Origin of the sequence: Aeromicrobium sp. NPDC092404 (assembly GCF_040684095.1) — a bacterium.
Taxonomy (GTDB): Bacteria; Actinomycetota; Actinomycetes; order Propionibacteriales; family Nocardioidaceae; genus Aeromicrobium.
The window spans coordinates 98,759-119,191 of the sequence record NZ_JBFBFI010000001.1; the positions used below are offsets into that span (position 1 = coordinate 98,759).

24 protein-coding genes are annotated in these 20,433 nt (G+C 70.4%); 12 read left to right on the forward strand and 12 right to left on the reverse strand.

Annotated features, from left to right (window positions below):
- Positions 1-44 precede the first annotated feature (44 nt).
- Together AB0N22_RS00555 and glpX are read right to left on the reverse strand one after the other, a co-directional pair.
- Positions 45-980 (reverse strand): alpha/beta fold hydrolase, encoded by a 936-nt coding sequence (locus tag AB0N22_RS00555; RefSeq protein ID WP_364634586.1) that lies wholly within the window; start codon positions 978-980, stop codon positions 45-47.
- Entirely contained in the window at positions 980-1,987 is a 1,008-nt protein-coding gene (gene glpX / locus AB0N22_RS00560) for a class II fructose-bisphosphatase (RefSeq protein WP_364634589.1), read from the reverse strand. Before glpX ends, AB0N22_RS00555 begins: the two co-directional genes overlap by 1 nt.
- A 76-nt stretch (positions 1,988-2,063) precedes the next feature.
- Here glpX and AB0N22_RS00565 point away from each other — a divergent pair, with 76 nt between their 5' ends.
- Entirely contained in the window at positions 2,064-2,588 is a 525-nt protein-coding gene (locus tag AB0N22_RS00565; protein WP_364634592.1) for a DUF4245 domain-containing protein, read from the forward strand.
- A gap of 1 nt (position 2,589) precedes the next feature.
- Here AB0N22_RS00565 and AB0N22_RS00570 read toward each other — a convergent pair whose 3' ends face one another.
- The 3 genes from AB0N22_RS00570 to xseA are packed head-to-tail and all read right to left on the reverse strand — an operon-like array spanning position 2,590 to position 5,725.
- Complete coding sequence (locus AB0N22_RS00570) at positions 2,590-4,209, reverse strand: PD-(D/E)XK nuclease family protein (protein ID WP_364634594.1); 1,620 nt, start codon at positions 4,207-4,209, stop codon at positions 2,590-2,592.
- Positions 4,210-4,266: 57 nt separating this feature from the next.
- On the reverse strand, positions 4,267-4,494 hold the full coding sequence (locus AB0N22_RS00575; protein WP_364634597.1) for an exodeoxyribonuclease VII small subunit: 228 nt from the start codon (positions 4,492-4,494) through the stop codon (positions 4,267-4,269).
- The gene (xseA, locus tag AB0N22_RS00580) at positions 4,487-5,725 is read right to left on the reverse strand and encodes an exodeoxyribonuclease VII large subunit (RefSeq protein ID WP_364634600.1); all 1,239 of its coding nucleotides are present in this window, start codon (positions 5,723-5,725) and stop codon (positions 4,487-4,489) included. The genes AB0N22_RS00575 and xseA overlap by 8 nt, the downstream gene beginning before the upstream one ends.
- A gap of 45 nt (positions 5,726-5,770) precedes the next feature.
- On the opposite strand from xseA, the gene AB0N22_RS00585 reads away from it, so the two are divergent.
- A complete protein-coding gene (locus tag AB0N22_RS00585) occupies positions 5,771-6,760 on the forward strand; it encodes a 4-hydroxy-3-methylbut-2-enyl diphosphate reductase (protein WP_364634602.1) in 990 nt (329 codons plus the stop codon).
- A 73-nt stretch (positions 6,761-6,833) separates the two neighbouring features.
- Here the strand turns inward: AB0N22_RS00585 and ggt are convergent, their stop codons facing one another.
- Positions 6,834-8,672: a gamma-glutamyltransferase gene (gene ggt / locus AB0N22_RS00590; protein ID WP_364634605.1), complete on the reverse strand. Its 1,839-nt coding sequence runs from the start codon at positions 8,670-8,672 to the stop codon at positions 6,834-6,836.
- A 102-nt stretch (positions 8,673-8,774) separates the two neighbouring features.
- On the opposite strand from ggt, the gene AB0N22_RS00595 reads away from it, so the two are divergent.
- Positions 8,775-10,658, forward strand: a complete 1,884-nt coding sequence (locus AB0N22_RS00595) for a Na+/H+ antiporter (RefSeq protein ID WP_364634608.1) — start codon at positions 8,775-8,777, stop codon at positions 10,656-10,658.
- Positions 10,659-10,669: 11 nt separating this feature from the next.
- Here the strand turns inward: AB0N22_RS00595 and AB0N22_RS00600 are convergent, their stop codons facing one another.
- Positions 10,670-11,503 (reverse strand): class I SAM-dependent methyltransferase, encoded by an 834-nt coding sequence (locus AB0N22_RS00600; protein WP_364634610.1) that lies wholly within the window; start codon positions 11,501-11,503, stop codon positions 10,670-10,672.
- Positions 11,504-11,556: 53 nt separating this feature from the next.
- Positions 11,557-11,979 (reverse strand): DUF6542 domain-containing protein, encoded by a 423-nt coding sequence (locus AB0N22_RS00605; protein WP_364634613.1) that lies wholly within the window; start codon positions 11,977-11,979, stop codon positions 11,557-11,559.
- 94 nt (positions 11,980-12,073) lie between these two features.
- Here AB0N22_RS00605 and AB0N22_RS00610 point away from each other — a divergent pair, with 94 nt between their 5' ends.
- The 4 genes from AB0N22_RS00610 to AB0N22_RS00625 all read left to right on the forward strand — a co-directional run bounded on the left by AB0N22_RS00610 (position 12,074) and on the right by AB0N22_RS00625 (position 14,787).
- The gene (locus tag AB0N22_RS00610; RefSeq protein ID WP_364634616.1) at positions 12,074-12,625 is read left to right on the forward strand and encodes a GNAT family N-acetyltransferase; all 552 of its coding nucleotides are present in this window, start codon (positions 12,074-12,076) and stop codon (positions 12,623-12,625) included.
- Entirely contained in the window at positions 12,612-13,130 is a 519-nt protein-coding gene (locus tag AB0N22_RS00615; protein WP_364634619.1) for a GNAT family N-acetyltransferase, read from the forward strand. Before AB0N22_RS00610 ends, AB0N22_RS00615 begins: the two co-directional genes overlap by 14 nt.
- A 19-nt stretch (positions 13,131-13,149) precedes the next feature.
- Complete coding sequence (ychF, locus tag AB0N22_RS00620) at positions 13,150-14,238, forward strand: redox-regulated ATPase YchF (RefSeq protein WP_364634622.1); 1,089 nt, start codon at positions 13,150-13,152, stop codon at positions 14,236-14,238.
- Between the two features lie 195 nt (positions 14,239-14,433).
- Positions 14,434-14,787, forward strand: coding sequence for a DUF1801 domain-containing protein (locus tag AB0N22_RS00625; RefSeq protein ID WP_364634625.1), 354 nt, complete (start codon positions 14,434-14,436; stop codon positions 14,785-14,787).
- Positions 14,788-14,805: 18 nt separating this feature from the next.
- On the opposite strand, the gene AB0N22_RS00630 is transcribed toward AB0N22_RS00625, so the two are convergent.
- On the reverse strand, positions 14,806-14,964 hold the full coding sequence (locus tag AB0N22_RS00630) for a hypothetical protein (RefSeq protein WP_364634628.1): 159 nt from the start codon (positions 14,962-14,964) through the stop codon (positions 14,806-14,808).
- A gap of 152 nt (positions 14,965-15,116) precedes the next feature.
- Positions 15,117-15,698, reverse strand: coding sequence for a hypothetical protein (locus AB0N22_RS00635; RefSeq protein WP_364634631.1), 582 nt, complete (start codon positions 15,696-15,698; stop codon positions 15,117-15,119).
- Positions 15,699-15,816: 118 nt separating this feature from the next.
- On the opposite strand from AB0N22_RS00635, the gene AB0N22_RS00640 reads away from it, so the two are divergent.
- Positions 15,817-16,443, forward strand: coding sequence for a class I SAM-dependent methyltransferase (locus tag AB0N22_RS00640; RefSeq protein WP_364634634.1), 627 nt, complete (start codon positions 15,817-15,819; stop codon positions 16,441-16,443).
- 57 nt (positions 16,444-16,500) lie between these two features.
- Here the strand turns inward: AB0N22_RS00640 and AB0N22_RS00645 are convergent, their stop codons facing one another.
- Positions 16,501-16,710 carry a hypothetical protein gene (locus AB0N22_RS00645; protein WP_364634637.1) on the reverse strand — a complete coding sequence of 70 codons (210 nt, stop codon included), beginning with the start codon at positions 16,708-16,710 and terminating at the stop codon, positions 16,501-16,503.
- Between the two features lie 229 nt (positions 16,711-16,939).
- On the opposite strand from AB0N22_RS00645, the gene AB0N22_RS00650 reads away from it, so the two are divergent.
- A complete protein-coding gene (locus AB0N22_RS00650) occupies positions 16,940-17,116 on the forward strand; it encodes a hypothetical protein (protein WP_364634639.1) in 177 nt (58 codons plus the stop codon).
- Positions 17,117-17,118: 2 nt separating this feature from the next.
- Here the strand turns inward: AB0N22_RS00650 and AB0N22_RS00655 are convergent, their stop codons facing one another.
- Positions 17,119-18,354, reverse strand: a complete 1,236-nt coding sequence (locus tag AB0N22_RS00655) for a YibE/F family protein (protein ID WP_364634642.1) — start codon at positions 18,352-18,354, stop codon at positions 17,119-17,121.
- A gap of 9 nt (positions 18,355-18,363) precedes the next feature.
- Between AB0N22_RS00655 and AB0N22_RS00660 the strand changes: the two genes are divergently transcribed.
- Genes AB0N22_RS00660 through AB0N22_RS00670 form a run of 3 tightly spaced genes read left to right on the forward strand, consistent with a single transcriptional unit; the run spans position 18,364 to position 20,431 of the window.
- Positions 18,364-19,122, forward strand: a complete 759-nt coding sequence (locus AB0N22_RS00660; RefSeq protein WP_364634644.1) for a phosphotransferase — start codon at positions 18,364-18,366, stop codon at positions 19,120-19,122.
- Positions 19,119-19,556, forward strand: coding sequence for a cupin domain-containing protein (locus AB0N22_RS00665; protein WP_364634647.1), 438 nt, complete (start codon positions 19,119-19,121; stop codon positions 19,554-19,556). Before AB0N22_RS00660 ends, AB0N22_RS00665 begins: the two co-directional genes overlap by 4 nt.
- An 8-nt stretch (positions 19,557-19,564) precedes the next feature.
- Positions 19,565-20,431 carry a bile acid:sodium symporter family protein gene (locus tag AB0N22_RS00670; protein WP_364634649.1) on the forward strand — a complete coding sequence of 289 codons (867 nt, stop codon included), beginning with the start codon at positions 19,565-19,567 and terminating at the stop codon, positions 20,429-20,431.
- The last annotated feature ends 2 nt before the right edge of the window (positions 20,432-20,433 follow it).

Sequence of the window (20,433 nt, forward strand, 5' to 3'; positions counted from 1 at the left end):
CATCATCTGCGGCTCCACAGCGCGAGAACATCCGCATCTGCGGTTCAACGAGAGACGGCTCGCTCTGCCGTGCGGACGATCGCGTCGACGTAGGTGTCGAAGAGCTGCACCGGCAGGTCGTGCGCGAGGCCGGCGATCTCGATGTGCTCGGCGCCCGGCACGGCGTTGGCCACAGCCTTGCCACCGGACCGGTGCACCAAGGGATCGTCGAGCCCATGGATCACCGTGACGGGCAGGTCGAGCTTCGCCAGGTCCTTGGTGCGGTCGGGCTGGGCGAGGACGGCCAGCATGTGCCGGGTGACCCCGCTCGCGGTCCACCCCCGGTCGTACGTCTCGTAGGCGCGCGACCGCGCGAGCTCTTCGTCGCCCGGGAACGCCGGCGACGCGATCATCGCGGCCGTCCGCAGGGACCGCTCGACGTACGAGTCGCGGGTGGAGCCGGCCGATGACAGCAGCATCGGGATCACCTTGGGGTGCTGCCAGCCGACCCGCCGGCTGCCCGTCGTCGACATGATCGAGGTCATCGAGAGAGCGCGCTCGGGGCGCGCGATCGCCATGGTCTGCACGATCATGCCGCCCATAGAGACGCCGACCAGGTGCACCTGCTCGACACCCAGGTGGTCGAGCAGGCCGAATGCGTCCTCGGCGAGGTCGCCGATGCCGTACGGCGGGTTGCCACGACCGGCGAACGCGCGGACGAGGTCGAGCTTGCCGACCTTGTGCTGCCGCAGCTTGGTCGAGCGACCGGTGTCACGGTTGTCGTAGCGGACGACGTGGAAGCCGCGACCCGCGAGGCGCGCACAGAAGTCCTCGGACCACCAGCCCATCGGGCCGCCGAGGCCCATGACGAGCAGGATCGTCGGGTCGTCGGCGCTGCCGAACGTCTCGAAGCAGATGTCGATGCCCGACGGCAGCGACGCGAACTGCTCACCGGACCGGGCCACGTCGCCCGTCACGTCGTCCCGCTTGCGCTCGGCCATCAGGACTCGTAGTCGACGGTCGAGTAGGCCTTGAGCTTGGCGAGCTGGTGCTCGCTCGTGATCTTGCGGATCGTGCCGCTGCGCGACCGCATGACGATCGACTCGGTGTAGGCCTTGCCGGCGCCGTAGCGCACGCCGGCCATCAGCTCGCCGTCGGTGATCCCGGTCGCGACGAAGAAGCAGTCGTCGGCATTGACCAGGTCACCGGTGTAGAGCACGCGGTCGAGGTCGTGTCCCGCATCGATCGCGCGCTGGCGCTCGTCGTCGTCGACCGGCCACAGCTTGCCTTGGATGGTGCCGCCGATGGCCTTGATGGCGCACGCGGTGATGATGCCCTCGGGGGTCCCGCCGATGCCGACCAGCAGGTCGACGCCGGTGTCGGGACGTGCGGCGGTGATCCCGCCCGCGACGTCGCCGTCGATGATGAACTTGATGCGGGCCCCGGCGGCGCGGATCTCGTCGACCAGGTCCTGATGGCGTGGGCGGTCCAGCACGCAGACCGTGACGTCGCTGTTGCGGATGCCCTTGGCCTTGGCGACCAGCGCGATGTTCTCGGCCACCGGCAGCCTGATGTCGACGACGTCGGCCGCCTCGGGGCCGGCGATGAGCTTCTCCATGTAGAACACGGCGGACGGGTCGTACATCGAGCCGCGCGGCGCCACGGCCATGACCGACACGGCGTTGGGCAGGCTCTTGGCGGTCAGCGTGGTGCCGTCGATCGGGTCGACCGCGACGTCGCACTCGGGGCCCGTGCCGTCGCCGACCAGCTCGCCGTTGAACAGCATGGGCGCTTCGTCCTTCTCGCCCTCGCCGATGACGACGACACCGTTCATCTGCACGGTGTTGATCAGGGTGCGCATCGCGTTGACCGCGACCCCGTCGGCGCCGTTCTTGTCGCCGCGGCCGACCCAGCGGCCGGCGGCCATGGCTCCCGCCTCGGTCACCCGGACCAGGTCGAGGGCGAGGTTGCGGTCGGGCGCCTGAGCTGCCGGCTGGAGGCTGTTCACGCGGTCATCGTACCCGCCGGTAGCCGCGTTGCGACCGGGCGATCCGGTGCCGGTGCCGCCCCGTAAACTGGGGCCGATGAGCGAGCAGCGATCGACCCGCGGCAACCCAGCGATGGGCGACATCCTCCGGTCCGTCGCCGTGCTCGGGCTGATCGTCCTCGCGATCTACGGCTTCGGCCGCTTCTCCACGCAGGAGCCGGAGACCCCCACGCGGTCCGTCGACTACGCCACGATCGTCGACCAGGTCCGGCCCGTCGCCGACTTCGAGGTGCTCGCGCCGGACAAGCTGCCCGAGGGTTGGCGGGCCAACAAGGCCAACCTCGACATCGAGGGCTGGCACCTCGGCATCGTGACCGACGACGACGAGTACATCGGGCTCGACCAGGCCAAGCTCCGCGTCGAGCGGGCGGTCGAACGGTTCGCCGACGGCAGCAAGGCCGACGGGGCCGTCGAGATCGACGGCCAGGAGTGGACGGTCCGCACCGGGCCGCGGGACCGGACGACGTACGTCCGCAGGGACGGCGACGCGACGACGGTCGTCATCGGGTCGGCCTCGCGCTCGGTCATCGAGCGCTACATCTCGTCGCTCTCGACGTCCTGACTCAGAACGGCGCGGGCTCGTCGTCGACCGTGGGACCGGCGGCCGAGGCGAGCTCGGTGTTCTCGTGCACCTGGCGGTCGGGGCACCACTGGCGCACCGGGCACCACGCGCAGTGTGCGCCGGGACGGGTACGCCACTCCGCGTCGACGTGCCAGTCGCGGGCTGCCGCGGCGACGTCGTCGCGGACCGCCTCGGCCAGACCCGGCTCGTCGAGATCCCACGCGTAGACCTCTCCGGTGCCGGCGGTGAGCATCTCCACCTCGACGGTGGCGGTCGTGCAGCCGTGCGCCTCAGCGACGCCTGCGGCGAGCATCGACAGCAGGAACGGCACCTGCAGGTTGTCGGCGTAGACGTCGTCGGCGCCGCCAGGGGGCAGCGTCCCGGTCGTCTTGACCTCGCGCGCCACGAGCCGGTCGCCGATGCGGAACATCATGTCGGGCTTGGCGACCGCGATGACCTCGGCGTCGTGGTCGAAGCCGTGGATCGCGGTCTCGCTGGCGATGTAGTCGACTCCGTCGGTCGCCAGGGGGCAGCTCGCGACGTGGTGCCGCAGGTAGGGGTGGGCGATCGCGTAGTCAGCGGCGTCCATGACGGTCGCAGCGAGCCCGATGGCGCCGCCGGGCTCCGGCAGGTCGTCGGCCGAGCACCCGACGCCTCGCGCATGGGCCGCCTCGAGCCAGGTGTGCACCAGCAGGCCGCGGGTCTGGGCGTCGGAGTAGTCCCGGTCCTTCGGGAGGTTGAGGTCCGAGGCCAGCAGCCACTGGGCCGGGCACCGCTGGTAACGGTCGAGGTCGGAGGCGGAGACCGAGCGCGAGGCGTAACCCTTGAGCGGCTGGCCCAGAACCTCCGGCACCGGGATCAGCGCGTCGCAGGCGCCGGCGACCTTGCAGCTCGCGCACTCGTAGCCCGGGACCGCCGTGCCGAGATCACCGAGGCCGGCCGCGACGTGCCTGGCCTCGGCGGAGAACGCGGCATCGGCGTCTGCAGGCGATCCGTCGAAGAGCACCGCGATGCTGCCGTCGGCCGCGCCGATCTCGACGACGCGGATGCGTCCGGGCGTGTCCCGCGACGGGTGGCCGGCCGCCACCTGGGCCGCCGCGTGCACCCAGAGCAGGTCGTCCGGGGTGGGGTCGACGTGGGCGGTGCCGAGCCGGAGGCGACGCATCTCGCGCACGCCGTCCTCGGTGCGGTAGAGCGGCCCCCACACCGTCAACGTACGTTCGACCGTGCCGATCGACGGGTCGCTCTGGAAGAGCTGCAGCGGCCCGACCCCGTCCTCGATGTCCCAGTGCGCCTCGAGGATGTTGGTCACCGCGGCCGTGGCGTAGGGCCGCAGCAGCCGGTGCACACGCCGGCGATCGAGCTCTTGGGCGATCCAGCCGGCGAGGTGCTGGGGGTCGTGCGCCCACTCCGACGAGTGCGCGGCACGGACGAGGTCGGTCACGATGCCGAGCACGAAGGTCTTCTCCGACCCGAACGACCGCCGCCACCTGCGGGACTTCACGTCAGGGCGGATCTTGACCGCGAGGTGGCGGGGGCACGAGCTCGCCGACGCGATGTCGGTGGCCGACACCTTGAGGATCGAGGTGTCCCCGAACAGGTCGAGGTCGTCGATCGCCATGGCTGACCCCTCTCCGCGTGGAGTCACGATGATAGGCCGCGCGGCCGGGCCGGGAGGCTAGTCGGAGGTGGCGTCCTCGGCGTCGAGTCCTGCGGCCGCGGCCAGGCGGGTGCGGGCTCCGTCGAGCCACTGCTGACATATGCCGGCGAGGACCTCGCCGCGCTCCCAGAGGGCGATCGACTCGTCGAGGCTCGCGCCGCCGACCTCGAGCTTCTGCACGACCGAGATGAGCTCGTCGCGAGCCTGCTCGTAGGGGACCTCTGGGGTGGACGGTGTCTCAGCCATGCTGGCCTTCCTTGCCGGGTGCAGCGTGCTTGGTCAGGGCGCGTACGCCGAGGGTGCCGTCGGCCACCCGCACCGTGAGCTCGTCGTCGACCGCCACCTGGTCGATCGCGGTCACGACGCTGCCGTCGGCGAGCTGGGCCACGGCATAGCCACGTTCGAGGGTCGCCAGCGGTGACAGGGCGCGCACGCGGGCCAGGTGGTGCCCGACCTCGTCGTGGGCTCGGTCGAGCCGGTGGCCCAGCGATCGGCGCGCCCGGTCGCGGAGCTCGTGGACGAGTCCCTGCTCGGCGTCGACGAGCGTCGTCGGCCGGGCCAGCACCGGGCGCGAGCGGATCGCAGCGAGTCCCTGGACCTCGCGGTCCAGGATGGCGCGGATCGCATGGGACGATCGCCGGCGCATCGTGGCGAGGCCGGCGAGCTCCTCGCGGACGTCCGGGACGATGCGCTTGGCGGCGTCGGTCGGCGTCGAGACCCGCAGGTCGGCGACCAGGTCGAGGATCGGGCTGTCGGGCTCGTGCCCGATCGCGCTGACGACCGGCGTGGGGCACGCGTGGACCGCCCGGATCAGTGCTTCGTCGGAGAACGGCAGCAGGTCCTCGACGGACCCGCCGCCGCGGGCGATGACGATGACGTCGACGGACGAGTCGCCCGACAGGTCCTTGAGGCACCGGATGACGTCGAGCGCCGACCCGTTGCCCTGCATCAGCGCGTGGCGGACCACGAAGCGTACGTCCGGCCAGCGCAGCTGCGCGTTCTGCAGGACGTCGCGCTCGGCGGCGGAGTTCTTGCCCGTGATCAGCCCGATGCCGCGGGGGAGCAGGGGCAGCGTCTTCTTGAAGCGCGGGTCGAACAGGCCCTCGGCCGCCAGCAGCTGCTTGCGGCGCTCGAGCTGGGCCAACAGCTGGCCCTCGCCCTGCGGGCGGATCTCGCGCAGCTCGAGCGCGAGCTGGCCGCGAGGGAGGTAGAACGACGGCTTGGCGTTGACGATGACCCGCGAGCCCTCGGTGATGGGCGTGGGGGAGGCGTCGAGGATGCTGGCGTGGCACGTCGCATCGATCGAGATCTTGGCGACCAGGTCGCGCAGCGTCAGGAAGCAGACGCCCTGCCGGCGGGTCAGCTGGGCGATCTCGGCCTCGACCCAGACCGCGCCGAGCCGCCCGATGTAGCCGTCGATGAGCTGGGAGATCTGCCGCAGCGGAGCAGGCGTGTCCGCGGTCGTCTCCAGTGCCATACGCACACCCTAGGGTGCTGGGCGGACACCGTTAGACTCGTCCACATGTCTTCCACGATCGAGCTCGGCATGCCCCCCGTCGGAGGCAGCGTGCTGCTCGCCGACCCGCGCGGCTACTGCGCCGGTGTCGACCGCGCCGTGATCACGGTGGAGAAGGCGCTCGACCTCTACGGCGCCCCGGTCTACGTCCGCAAGGAGATCGTGCACAACAAGCACGTCGTCAACGACCTGCGCGACCGCGGAGCGATCTTCGTCGAGGAGCTCGACGAGGTGCCCGAGGGCGCCACCGTCGTGTTCTCCGCCCATGGCGTCTCGCCGATGGTGCACGCCGAGGCCGCAGAGCGCAGCCTCAAGACGATCGACGCGACCTGCCCGCTGGTCACCAAGGTGCACCACGAGGCGCGCCGCTTCGCCAGCGAGGGCTACCGCATCCTGCTGATCGGGCACGAGGGGCACGAGGAGGTCGAGGGCACCGCCGGCGAGGCGCCGGACCACATCACCCTCGTCCAGACCCCCGACGATGTCGACGCGCTCGAGTTCCCCGAGGGCACCCGCCTGTCGTGGCTCTCGCAGACCACGCTGAGCGTCGACGAGACGATGGAGACCGTACGCCGGTTGCGCGAGAAGTTCCCGCAGCTCGAGGATCCGCCCAGCGACGACATCTGCTACGCCACCCAGAACCGCCAGGTCGCGGTCAAGGAGATCGCCAAGGACGCCGACCTCGTGATCGTCGTCGGCTCGGCCAACTCCTCCAACTCCGTGCGTCTCGTCGAGGTCGCGCTCGAGGCCGGCGCCAAGGCGTCCTACCGCATCGACGACATCTCCGAGATCGACGAGCGCTGGCTCGACGGCGTCCAGAACGTCGGCGTCACGTCAGGAGCCTCGGTGCCCGACGACCTGGTGCAGGAGGTCCTGGGCTACCTCGCCGAGCGCGGCCACCCGGGCGCCCAGGCCGTCCGCACGGCCGACGAGAGCCTGATCTTCGCCCTGCCGCCCGAGCTCCGCCGCGACATGAAGGCCGCCGCCCAAGCCTGAACCCCCAAGATTTGGATCCGCATGCACCACGCGGGGCGCCTGCATGGTGCATGCGGATCCAAATCTCGGCAGGTCAGTGTCGGGAGGGGCGGACGACCAGTGCCGTGCCGCCGCCTCGGCGCTTCGGCTCCGACACCGCGATGAGCTGGCCCCGCGGGCCGACCTCGATCGTCGCCGCGGCGCCGATCTCGGCCGCGGACGTGAGCTGGTCACCTGAGGGCGTGAGCACCTGGCCGTAGGGCGCCAGCAGCTCCTTGTACGCCGCGATGAACTCCGGCTCGGCCGGCGTCGCCGCGGCGTTGCGCTGCGAGGCCCGCGGTGCCGCGACCGCCTCGGGCAACGTCATGCCGAGGTCGATCCGGTTGAGCAGGATCTGCAGCACGGTCGTGATGATCGTCGCGCCGCCGGGGGAGCCGAGGACGTACTTCACCGTGCCGTCCCTGAGCACGATCGTCGGCGACATCGAGGAGCGGGGCCGCTTGCCGGGCTCGATGCGGTTGGGATCCTTGGGGTCGTAGACCGCGGTGAAGTCGGTCAGCTCGTTGTTGAGCAGGAACCCGCGATCCGGGACCGTCATGCCCGAGCCACCCGTCTGCTCGATCGTCAGCGTGTACGCCGCCGCGTTGCCCCACTTGTCGACGACCGACAGGTGAGTCGTCGAGACGTTCTCCGTGTCGGCCTTCTCCTCGTGCTGCACGGTCGTGCAGCCGGAGCCGCCGAGCGCACCGGCGGCAACGGGTCGGGTCGACGCCTTCGCCGGGTCGATCGTGCAGGCTCGCGAGTCGGCGAACTCCTGGCTCAGCAGGGTCTTGGTCGGCACGTCGACGTACGCGGGATCACCGACGTACGCGCCACGGTCGGCGAACGCCCGCGCCGAGGCCTCGAGGTAGAGGTGCAGGCTCTGACCGAGCTTCGAACCGTCACCGAGGTCGTAGTTCTCGAGGATGTTGAGCGCCTCGCCGACGGACGTGCCGCCGGACGACGACGGTGCCATGCCGTAGACGTCGAGCCCGCGGTAGGACACCTTGGTCGGCGCCTGCTTCCGGACCCGGTACGCCGCCAGGTCCTCGGCCGTCATCGACCCGGCAGGAGCGGGGAGCGACGAGGCCGGGTCCTTGACCGGGTCCTGCACGACGTCCGCGATCTCCCGGGCCAGCGGACCGCGGTAGAACGCGCTGGGGCCGGACCGCGCGATGCGGCTCAGGGTGTCGGCGAGGTCGGGGTTGCGGAAGCGGGAGCCGATCTGCGGCGCGTCTCCACCGGGCAGGAACAGCTCGGCGGTGTCGGGGAACGCGGCGAAGCGCGCCTTGTTGTCGAGGGTCTGGCTGCGGAACGTGGCGTCGACGACGAATCCCTTGCGGGCCAGCTCGATCGACGGGGCGAGCGTACGGGCCAGGGAGCGGGTGCCGAACCGGTCGAGCGCCTCGTCCCACGTCGCGACCGTGCCGGGCACGCCGACCGCGACACCGGAGGAGACCAGCTCGGGCGTGAACCGGTAGGGCTTGCCGGTCGCCGGGTCGATGAACGCGTCGTGCGTGATGCGGCGCGGCGCGGTCTCGCGGCCGTCGATCGTGCTGACCTTGCGCGAGCGGGCGTCGTAGTAGACGAAGTAGCCGCCACCGCCGATGCCGGCGCTGTAGGGCTCGGACACCCCGAGCGCCGAGGCTGTCGCGACCGCGGCGTCGGCGGCGTTGCCACCCTTGCGGAGCACCTCGAGGCCGATCTTGCTGGCGCTGGCGTCGACGGACGACACCGCGCCGCCGTAGCCGTACGAGGTCGATCGCGTCTGGCTGCCGCTCTTGGCGGTGCTGGCCGGACCGGCTGACACGGCGAGCAGGGTGCCGGCGGTCAGTGCGACAGCGAGCCCTGCGGCGACTCGGCGGTGCGGATGGACGGTGGCGACCTCAGGCATGGCTTCCCCCCGGAAGACGTTGGCGTTCCCTCACGGTATGCCTGCGTGGCCGGTGCGGCAACGCAGGACGAGGGTGCTGGACCCGACTGAGAGAATGGTGGGGTGCACACCGCCCTGACGCTTGTGACCCTGCTGACCATCGTCGTCGCCGTCAGCGCCGCCGCCGGCCGGATGAAGCTGTCGGCCCCCCTGGTGCTGATGGTGGTGGGCATCATCGGCTCCTATCTCGACTTCGTGCCCGAGTTCGAGCTGACCCCCGAGATCGTGCTGCTGGGCCTGCTGCCGCCACTGCTGTACGCCGCGGCGATCCGCACGTCGCTGATCGACTTCCAGACGTACCGGCGCCCGATCGCGCTGCTCAGCGTCGGCCTCGTGCTGTTCACGACCGTCGGCGTCGGGCTCGTCGTCTGGGCCATGCTGGACGTCTCGCTGGCAGTCGGCTTCGCGCTCGGCGCGGTCGTGGCCCCGCCCGATGCCGTCGCCGCCACCGCGATCGCGCGCCGGGTCGGTCTGCCGCGACGTGTCATCACGATCCTCGAGGGCGAGAGCCTGGTCAACGACGCGACCGCCATCGTCACGCTGCGCACGTCGATCGCGGCGATCTCGGGCAGCGTCAGCGTCTGGCAGGTCGGCGGCGGCTTCGTCGTCTCGGCCGTCGGCGGCGTGCTGATCGGTCTGGCGGTCGCCTTCGTCATCGGCCACATCCGCAAGCTGATCCAGGACGACGTCACCGACGTCGCCGTGTCGCTGCTGACGCCGTGGCTCGCCTACCTGCCTGCCGAGGAGATCCACCTGCCAGGTCTGGACTCGCAGCCGTCGGGCGTGCTCGCCGTCGTGGTCGCCGGCGTCATCCTCGGGCACAAGTCGCCCCGCATCCAGTCCGCCTCGTCCCGGCTGTTCGAGCGCACCAACTGGACCACGATCTCGTACGTCCTGGAGAATGCCGTCTTCCTCCTGATCGGGCTGCAGATCAAGGCGATCGTGGACGACCTCGGCCGCAGCGACCTGTCTGCGTCCCGCATCACCTGGTCGTGCATCGCGGTGCTCGTGACCGTCATCGTGCTGCGCTTCGTGTGGGTCTTCCCGGCGACGTACATCCCCAGGATGATCCCGAGCATCGCCGCAGCCGAGGCGCGGCCGACGCCGCAGGCCGCGTTCCTGGTCGCCTGGACCGGCATGCGTGGGGTCGTGACGCTGGCTGCGGTGTTCCTGCTGCCGGAGGACACCCCGGAGCGGGAGGTCCTGGTGCTGATGGCGTTCGTCGTGACCGTCGGCACGCTGCTGATCCAGGGCTTGACGATCCCCGCGTTCGTGCGGTGGCTCAAGGTGCCGGGGCCCGACGTCCAGGAGGACCACCTGCAGGAGGCGACGGTGCTGCAGTCGGTGACCGATGCCGGCATGGCCTATCTCGACAACGAGATGCACGACGAGGTCTCGGACACCGTCATGCACCGGCTGCGCGAGCGGGCGATCGACCGGACGAACGCCGTCTGGGAGCGTCTCGGCGGAGCAGAGACGCCGAGCGCGCAGTACTCACGGATCCGCAGCGAGATGATCCAGCACGAGCGCGAGGAGCTGCTGCGCATCCGCAGGCTCGGGACGGTCGACCAGGTCGTGCTGGCCCAGGTGATGAACGCGCTCGACGTCGAGGAGTCGATCCTCGACGTCGCGTACGCCGACGAGACGACCGCCGATCGCGAGGAGGACCTGCGGCCCACCGACACGGCTGCCGCCTGCGAGCACCTCGCGAACGCCTGCTCGGTGCCCAACCCGACGACGCCGACGGGATGTGAGGAGTGCCTGGCGGAGGGCCATGACTGGGTCCACCTGCGACTCTGCATGGACTGCGGCCACGTGGGCTGCTGCGACTCGTCGGCCGGCAAGCACGCCACCCAGCACTTCGAGGACTCCGGGCACGCCGTGATCCGCAGCTTCGAGCCGGGCGAGGCGTGGCGCTGGTGCTTCATCGACCAGGCCAACGGCTGACCCGCTCAGCGTCAGGTCGCGCGGGTGGCCGTCAGGGTGAAGCTGGCCGCGAGCCGCTCGGGGTGCTCGGCCAGGCGGTACTCGCCGGGATGGTCGGGGTGTGGCTCCATCAACGGACCGAGGGCTCGCCACGGCACGCTGTCGTGCTCGGTGAGCGACTCGAAGACCATGCCGTGCCGCTGGAGGGCAGTGATGATCTCGCCCAGTCCGTGCGTCCACTCGTGGCTCGGGAGGGACTGCAGCGTCTGGTCGGTGTCGACGTACGTCTCGTCGCCGTCGAACACGAGAGCGTCGGCCTGCTCGAAGTAGGGGTACGACAGCACCGGGCCGACCTCGCCGATGTCGAGGGTCCCGAGCATGGGGTGCCCCTCGCGGATGAACAGGCGTCCGCCGGGGCGCAGCAGCGCCGCCACGGTGCCGGCCCAGCGGTCGATGCTCGGCAGCCAGATGATGGCTCCGATGCCGGTGTAGACCAGGTCGTAGCGGCCGGCCTCCGGCAGCACGTCTGCCGCGTCATAGACGTCCGCGGCGACGTAGTCGATCGACGCCGAGGCGTCGGCGGCCAGCCCGCGTGCCTGCTCGAGCGAGGCGGGGGAGAGGTCCAGGCCGGTGACGTGGGCGCCGAGCCGGTGGAGGCTCAGGGTGTCGGTGCCGATGTGGCACTGCAGGTGGACGGTGCGCAGCCCGGTCACGTCACCGAGCAGCGGGAGGTCGAACCGCACGACGTCGCTGAGCGCCTTCGGGTCGGTTCGCAGACGATCGACGTCGTATTCGGGGGAGGCCGCATGGGCGGCGGCGCGGTCGTCCCACATCGCCCGGTTGATCTGCAGGTAGTCGTCGGTCACGGGTCCCATGATGCCGCGCTCTCGCTCTCGCTCTTGGTCGGGACGGGTGCGGGTCAGCGGTCGCGGTCGGACAGGATGCGCAGCGCGATGATCCCCAGCGCGAGGCCGTGGCCGACCACGAGGGTCAGGCCGCGGTCCACCACGGCTGCGATGAACCGGCCGATCATGCTCGCGTCCTCGGCCAGCCCGTCGATCCTGATCGCCGACGAGGCGAACACGGTGACCAGGAGCAGGCTGCCGATCAGCAGCGCCGGCGGCAGGACGCCCGCGGGGAACAGCGACCGTACGTCGACCGCGAGCGGGACCGTCACGGCGATCAGCACGAAGCCGACGGAGAACAGCAGGCCGAGGCGGCCGTCCGTGAGGTCAAGCCCGATCACGGCGGCCATCGCGACGCAGGCAACCGTGATCGCCTGGCGGGCGCTGGGATCGCGCCGGGCCATGGCGGCGGGTGTGCGTGACACCGCTTGCGACATGTCTACGACGGTAGTTGACCGAACCGACAGAACGCCGTCATGGCGGGAGGTGTCGCCTGGCCGCGCTGGTGCGGCCGCCTGATAGAACCGAGGGGTGAACGACGCGATCGAGACCCCGAGGCTGGTCCTTCGGCCGTACGTCGACGGTGACGCCGAGCGGATCCTCGACATCCACAGCCGGCTCGAGGTCATCCGGTGGCTCAGCAACCCGCCCTTCGTGCCGATGGCGTCCCTGGACGAGGCACACGCACGGATGAAGGAGTGGCGCGAGCGTGATGCCGAGCGCGAGCACACCGTGCACCTGGCGATCGAGCCCCGCGAGACCGGTGTGCTGGCCGGCGGCATGGGCGTCACCCCGCTGCCGGGCGACCCGGAGGGGCGTTACGAGGTCGGCTGGCACCTGCATCCCGACGCCGCCGGGCACGGTTATGCCAGCGAGGCCGCCGTCGCGCTGCTCGACACGGTCTTCGCGGACGGGCTCGACGAGGTCTGGTGCACGATGTATCCCCACAACGAGCCCTCGGCGCGAGTCGCCCAGCGCATCGGGCTGACCGACCTGGGGATCATTCCGGACCGTTGGTACGGCGGGGACTCCCACATCTTCCACATGACGCGGCAGGAGTGGCTCGGGCGTGATCGAGACTGACCGCCTGACGCTGCGAAGGGTCACAGCGGAGGACGCCGACTTCGTCTTCGACCTCTATCGCCGGCCGGAGGTCGCACGGTGGAGTGGTGCAGGCACACCCATGACGCACCGCGACGAAGCCGTCGCCCGCCTCCACCGGTGGGTCGACCGGGTGGCGGGCTGTCCCGGGGCTGGATTCTTCCGCGTCACGGTCCGGGCGACCGGAGCGACGGCGGGTCTTGTCCTCCTCGTGCCGCTGCCGGCCAGCGAGGGCATCGACCGCGACGACATGGAGATCGGCTGGCACTTCCTCCCCGACGCGTGGGGCAACGGCTTCGCGACCGAGTCGGCGCAGGCGATGGTCGACAGGGCGTGGGCGTACGGCATGCCCGAGCTCCATGCCGTGACGCACCCCGACAACCGCGCTTCGCAGGCGGTCTGCCAGCGCCTCGGCATGACGGATCTCGGCCTCAGGTCGGACTGGTACGACCAGGAGCTCCGGGCGTTTCGCCTCGACCGCCCCTGAACCCGTAGGCTTGTCGATCGTGGCTCTCAGCATCGGCATCGTCGGACTCCCCAACGCGGGCAAGTCGACCCTCTTCAACGCACTGACCAAGAACGACGTCCTCGCGGCGAACTACCCGTTCGCGACGATCGAGCCGAACGTCGGCGTCGTGGGGGTGCCGGACTCCCGTCTCGGCGTGCTCGCGGGGATCTTCGAGTCCGAGAAGCAGCTGCCCGCGACGGTGCAGTTCGTCGACATCGCCGGCATCGTCCGCGGTGCGTCCGAGGGCGAGGGAATGGGCAACAAGTTCCTGTCCCACATCCGCGAGTCCGACGCGATCTGCCAGGTCACCCGCGTGTTCCGCGACGAGGACGTCACGCACGTCGACGGCGACGTCAACCCGGCGAACGACATCGAGACGATCTCGATCGAGCTCGTCCTGGCCGACCTGCAGACCGTCGACAACGCGCTGCCCCGCCTCGACAAGGAGTCCCGCAAGGACAAGTCGCTCGTCCCGGCGTTCGAGGAGGCCAAGAAGGCCAAGGACGCGCTCGAGCGTGGCGACGGCGTGCTCAAGGCCGGCCTCGACCTCGAGCTCCTGCGCGACCTGCACCTGATGACGTCCAAGAAGTTCATCTACGTCTTCAACTGCGACACCGAGGAGCTGCAGGACGAGGCACTCAAGTCCCGCATGCGCGAGATCGTCGCTCCCTCCGAGGCGATCTTCCTCGACGCCAAGTCCGAGGCCGAGCTGGTCGAGCTCGGCGACGACGAGGAGGCCGAGGTCATGCGCGCCGAGATGCTTGCCGACATGGGGGTCGAGGAGCCCGGCCTGGACGCGTTGGCCCGGGTCGGCTTCGACACGCTCGGCCTGCAGACGTACCTCACCGCCGGGCCCAAGGAGTCGCGCGCCTGGACGATCCCCAAGGGCGCCACCGCTCCGCAGGCCGCCGGCGTGATCCACACCGACTTCGAGCGCGGCTTCATCAAGGCCGAGATCGTGTCCTTCGACGACCTCGTCGAGGCCGGCACGATGGCCGCGGCGAAGTCGGCCGGCAAGGTGCGCATGGAGGGCAAGGACTACGTCGTGGCCGACGGCGACGTCGTCGAGTTCCGCTTCAACGTCTGACCTGTCGCTGGGTGACATGGTTTCGGTACGCTGAGCGTGGTGGCTCGCGCCACCGACAGCACTTCCAGGTGAAGATCGCCTGAATCATCGCGGAGAGGCCTGAGCAGCTCAGGACACGTCCGGTTGGGGTGCGGCGCTCCATGCGCCGACTTCATGCTGCCGATGCTCGACATCGGCCGGACGAGAGGACATGCCATGTCATCGAAGGACGAGAAGAACCTCAGCCAGGTCGTCGACAAGCTCGCGAAGACCGACGAGCCGCGGCGATCGATCATGCAACGCGTGCACGAGATCATCGTCGAGGTCGCGCCCGACCTGAAGCCGCGGATCTGGTACGGGATGCCCGCCTATGCATTGTCGGCGAGCACGCCGGCGTTGCTGACGCTGCGCACCGACGAACGCCTCAACCTCGCCATCACGGAGAAGGCTGACTTCCGGCCCGCCGGTGGCCGGGACGGGGCCCTGATGCCGGCCGCGTGGTACTTCGAGACCTTGGACGAGGACACCGAGAAGCGCATCGCCGAGATCGTCCGCTCCGTGGTCTCCTGACCGTGCGGAGCTGGCTCGCTAGGGCCGCTGCTCGAGGGTGGATCGGGCCTGCTGCACGAGGGTCCGCCCGCGCCGGTCGGCCCGCACGGCCAGCATCAAGCGGGCGGTCATGTCGGTCAGGCCGTACCGCTCCCTGAGCTTGGTCCTGGCCAGGCGGATCGCTTCCTCGTCGGTCATCGGCTCTCCTGTTCGGGTCTCGGCGAGAGTGCGCCGTGCCGGATTCGAAGCAGGAGTGCAGGTCGATTGGGGCGCGCCCAGTGACCTGCATCACATGAGAAAGAGTGGGATCGGGGCCGGCCTCGGCGAGGTCGGCCCCGATCCCACTCGCCTCAGCGTCCGCCGAACCCGTGACCGCCCGGGCCACCGCCGAAGCCGCCGATGAGCTCGGCGTCGTACGCCTTGAGCACCGACGTCTTGTCGGCAGACGTCAGCGTGCCGGCCTCGACCGCGTCGTCGAGCCGCGTGACCAGGTCGGCGCGAAGCTCCGTCCGGCGCTCCCGGCGATCGGCGTCCACCTGCTTGTCGACCACCGCCAGCGCCGCCTTGACCTTGGCCTCGGAGACGTCGAGCTCCTTCGCCAGGGCCGTCACGAGCGCCGCCCGTCGCTCGGTGCGTTCGGCCTCGGTGGGCGGGGCCGGCCTGCTCGACCCGTCCGTCGCCTTCGACGGGCGGGGGTCCTCGCGTACGGCGTCGAGCGCCTTCTGGACCGCATCCGTCGTGAGCCCGAGCTCCTCGGCCAGCGTCTCGGCCATCTGCCCGTGGTCACCTCGGTGCCCTCCGGGATGGGCCTGAACGCTGCTCGGCGTCTCCGTCGACGTCCCCGCCGAGGCGATCGCGATCCCTCCTGCCGCCAGTCCTGCGCCGGCCACCGCTCCAGCGATGCCGAGGCGTGCTGCTGTCGATCTGTCCATGTGAGTCCTCCTGAGTGCGTTGTCTGGACCTCACGGTCGTCGGCCACGCTGTGGGCAGGCTGTGATCGCCCCCAGTTTTGACTGCGTCCTGACCATGGCGCCCGGCGTACGATCGGGCATGGCTTGGTGGACCGACCGGATGCTGCCGCATCTCATCGACAAGGCGCTGTCGACGGACGACGTCATGCAGCAACGCCGCCACGTGTGCGCGGGGCTGGAGGGCCGGGTCCTGGAAATCGGCTTCGGCTCCGGGCTCAACATCGGGCGGTATCCGGACGCCGTGCAGTCGGTCTCGGCCGTGGAGCCGTCGGACACCGCGTGGCGGATGTCCGCCGAACGCCGCGAAGGATCGTCGACCCCGATCGTCCGCTCGGGCCTCGACGGGCAGTCGCTCGCCGAGCCTAACGGCGCGTTCGACGCAGTCCTGTCCACGTTCACGCTGTGCACGATCCCGGACGTGGAGCTCGCGCTGCGCGAGATCCATCGCGTGCTGCGGCCGGGCGGCACGCTGGCCTTCCTCGAGCACGGGCTGGCGCCGGAGCCGCGGGTGGCGCGCTGGCAGCGGCGTCTCGATCCCTTGCAGAAGGCCGCGGCAGGCGGATGCCACCTGTCGCGCGACATCCCGGCCTTGGTGGAGTCCGCCGGATTCGGCATCACCGACCTCGACCGGGAATACCGATCTGGGCCGAGGATCGCGCGGCCCTGGATCTACGAGTACGCCGGCAGCGCCGTCAGGACAGGTTGAGGCGCGCCGTCAGTTGGAGGCTCGAGGACGCACCTCGTTCGGCGTTGGGAGAAGCGGCTAGGACGCCTTGCGCTCGGGCTCCGCCTCCTCGACGGGCTCCTCGCGCTGTCGGATCAGGCTCAGCACCGGGGCCGGCAGGTTGCCCTGACGGATCTGGCCGATCCACGTACGCGCATGGCGCACGGCGGTCGGCAGGAGCAGGAAGAGTGCGACGAAGGCGGCGCAGAGCAGGAGGCCCGCCAACGGGCGGACGACGAAGTCGATCATGGAACCATTCCTCGGCAGGGGGAAGCGGGTGACGGTCAGCGAAGGACCGCCCCAGCTGCTGGAGGCGAACGTGACTCACCAGATGTACCCCGGCTCGCCTCGAGACTCAAGGCGACATGCGCCTCTGCGAGATGTATCTCATCTGAACGCTGATCCGACGGGCGTCGCGAGACCCCCGCGCCGGTCGGGACCCACGCTTGGGCCCACCGGGGAGGGGTACGTCCGACACATGGCAGATCCCAAGGAAGCACGCAACGACACCGCAGACGAGACCGCCGACGACACCGATGGGCAGCTCGCGAACCCCGGACCCGTTCCGCCCGAGGCGGAGGACGCCAGCGACCTCGGCGACGAGCCGGGCGACCTGGCCCCGCACGCCGGAGGGCCCGGCGCCGAGGACGACTGACCTCAGCCGGCGACCGGGCCTGCGTAGCTGCCGCCGCGCGATGCCGTGGGCGCGTCGTGCTCGCCCCGCGGCGCGAGCAGCACCGCGAACGCGGTCGTGACGGGGACGGCAAGCACCAGCCCGATCGCGCCGACGAGGGTCCGTACGATCTCGGTGCCGAGCTCCTCCGTCGTCGCCATGGTGCCGAGGCTCTGCTGATAGGCCGTGATGAGCAGCAGGACCGTCATCGCCGAGCCGGCGTACGCGAACACCAAGGTGTAGACGCTGGACGCGATGTGGTCACGGCCGATTCGCATCGCCGACGCGAACAGCGAGCCGGCCCGCATCGCGGGTTGCAGAGCGCGAAGCTCCCACACCGCGCTGGCCTGGGTGACGGTGACGTCGTTGAGCACGCCGAGGCCGGCGATGACCATCGTGGCGGCGACGACGCCGGACAGGTCGATGCCCGGGACCGTGGCGACCAGGACCTGGTCGTTCTCGGAGCCGACGCCGGACAGGTTCGTCCATGCGGTGGCGCCGTAGCCCAGAAGGCCGGTCAACCCGATGCCGACCAGCGTGCCGAACAACGCCGACGTCGTACGGATGGATATCCCGTGCGCCAGGTAGAGCACGACGATCATGATGACCGTAGAGCCGACGATCGCGACCGGCAGCGGTGACTCGCCGGCCAGGAACGCCGGCAGGATGAACTCGGTCAGTGCAAGCATCGTCACCGCGATGCCGGCCAGCGCGAACAGGCCACGCCACCGGGCGACCACAACGACCAGCACCGAGAAGATCAGGGCGAGCGCCGTCAAGGGCACCCCACGGCGGAAGTCGAGGAACTCGTACGACACCGCTTGACCCTCAGGGGCGATGCGCAGGATCTTGACCTCGTCGCCGACGTCGATGCCGGCCTTGAACCGGGCGGCATCGAGATCGAACGTCGCCGTGCCCTCGTCGGTGGTCGCGGTGATGTGGGCGCAGTCGCCGGCGACCTGGGGCATCCCGTCGGGGCCCTCCCCACCGCTGTTGCAGTCGAACGGGTCGACGCCGGTGACCTTGGCGCCGATCGTGGAGACGCCCTGCCCGCCGTACGGATTCTTGTCGCGCGGGACCTGATCGGAGTCGGGCCACAGGACGACCATGGCGGCGATCGCGACCGCCGCGATCGCCAGCACGACGACTGTGAGGGTGGCTGCAAGGCCGCGTCGGGGAGGTCCGGAGTCGACCACGGCATGCGAGTGAGAATGTGCCACGATGAAAGAGTGCCACGTGACGACACAGAGCCTGAGCACCTGCCCGGCGCGGTGGGTGGGGCGAGTCGTGTCGGGCGTACCGTACGCCGGCCGACGGGGCCGTGGACGCCCGCCGTCCACGAGCTGCTGACCTACCTGCACGACAACGGGCTGCGTGGCATCCCCGAGCTGCACGGCATCGACGACGAGGGTCGCGAGGTGCTCGACTACGTCGAGGGCCGCGGTGTGCCGGTCGACAAGGAGATCGTCCTCGACACGGTGCTGGCCGAGGCTGTCACGTGGCTGCGCGACTTCCACGACCTCGTCGAGGGGTTCCGCCCCGAGGGCGCGCGGCGGTGGCGCGGCGGAGAGTCCGAGCTGGCCGACGACCAGGTCATCTGCCACCACGACCCCGGTGCCTACAACTGGATCATCCAGAGCGGCCATTTCGTCGCGATGATCGACTGGGACATGGCGGGGCCGGGACGCCCCATCGAGGACCTCGCGTTCCTCGCCTGGACCGGCATCCCGCTCTACCGCGAGATCCCGCTCGACGACGTCGTGCGACGGCTCGACCTCCTCGTGGACGCCTACGGCGAGTGGGGTCCGATGACCGTGCTCCAGGCCGTGGTCGAGCGCATGACGGCGGCGAGCGACCGCATCGCGGCGGGTCAGCAGCGAGGGGATGAAGGGTTCCTCAACCTAGCCAAGGTCGGAGAGCCGCAACGCACGCGCGACCGGGTGGCCGCCTTCACGGCCCGCCTGCCCGCGATCGAGGCGGCGCTGTGAGGCCGCCGCTGGCGGAGACGTTGGACCTCGAGCCGCACCCCGAGGGCGGCTGGTTCCGGCGCACTTGGGCCTCACCCGTCTCGGTGCAGCTGCCCGACGGTCGTGTACGCCCGACGGCGACGGTGATCTACTTCTTCCTGCCCGCCGGCGAGGCCTCGGTCTGGCACCGCGTCGCGTCCGACGAGGTGTGGCTCGCCCACGACGGCGCCGTGGTGATCGAGCTCGGCGGGTTCGACGCCGAGCCCGGCGTCGGGGAGGCCCACGTCGTCGGTCTCGACCTCGACGCCGGAGAGCTGCCGCAGCTGCTGGTGCCGGCCGGCGTCTGGCAACGGACCCGTCCCTCCGAGGGCGATGCGCTCGTCAGCTGCCTCGTGTCACCCGGCTTCGACTTCGACGACTTCGAGATCGGCGCGGCTGACCTGCCGTCCGCCTAAGGTGAGGCATGGACTCCGCCCTCAGCACCGTCGGGCTGCCACTCGCCCTCGGCATCATCATGTTCGGCCTCGGACTCTCGCTGACGCCTGATGACTTCCGCCGGGTCAGCCGCCATCCTCGTGCGGTCGTCGTGGCGCTGGCCTGTCAGCTGCTCCTGCTGCCGGCGGTGTGCTTCGGGCTCGTCCTGCTGTTCGACCTCCCGCCCCTGCTGGGCATCGGCATGATGCTGCTGGCGGCATCGCCCGGCGGCACGAGCGCCAACCTCTTCAGCCACCTGTTCCACGGGGACGTCGCGCTCAACGTGACCCTGACGGCGATCAACTCGGTCATCGCGATCTTCACCTTGCCGATCATCACGAACCTCGCGATCGCCTGGTTCGATCGCGAGGACTCGGTGTCGCTGCAGTTCCGCAAAGTGGTCGAGGTCTTCGCGGTGGTGCTGCTCCCGGTGCTGCTGGGGATGCTGGTCCGGGCACGACGCGCAGCGTTCGCGGCCCGGATGGACAAGCCCGTGCGCATCGGCTCGGCGGTGATCCTCGCGATCCTGGTCATCGCGATCCTGCTCGACCAGCGCGAGAACGTGGGCGACTACCTTGCCGACGTGGGGCTGGCCACCGCCGTCTTCTGCGCCGTGAGCCTGGTGGTGGGCTACGTCATCCCCAAGGCCGCCGGGATCGTCGAGAGCCAGGCGATCGCCTCCTCGATGGAGATCGGCGTCCACAACGGGACGCTGGCCATCTACGTCGCGGTCGAGGTGCTCGACAGCACGGAGATATCCGTCCCGGCCGCGGTCTACTCGCTGTTCATGTTCGTGTTCGCGGCAGCCTGGGGCTACGTCCTGTCGCGCCGCATCGGCGCGCCGGCACGCACCTGACG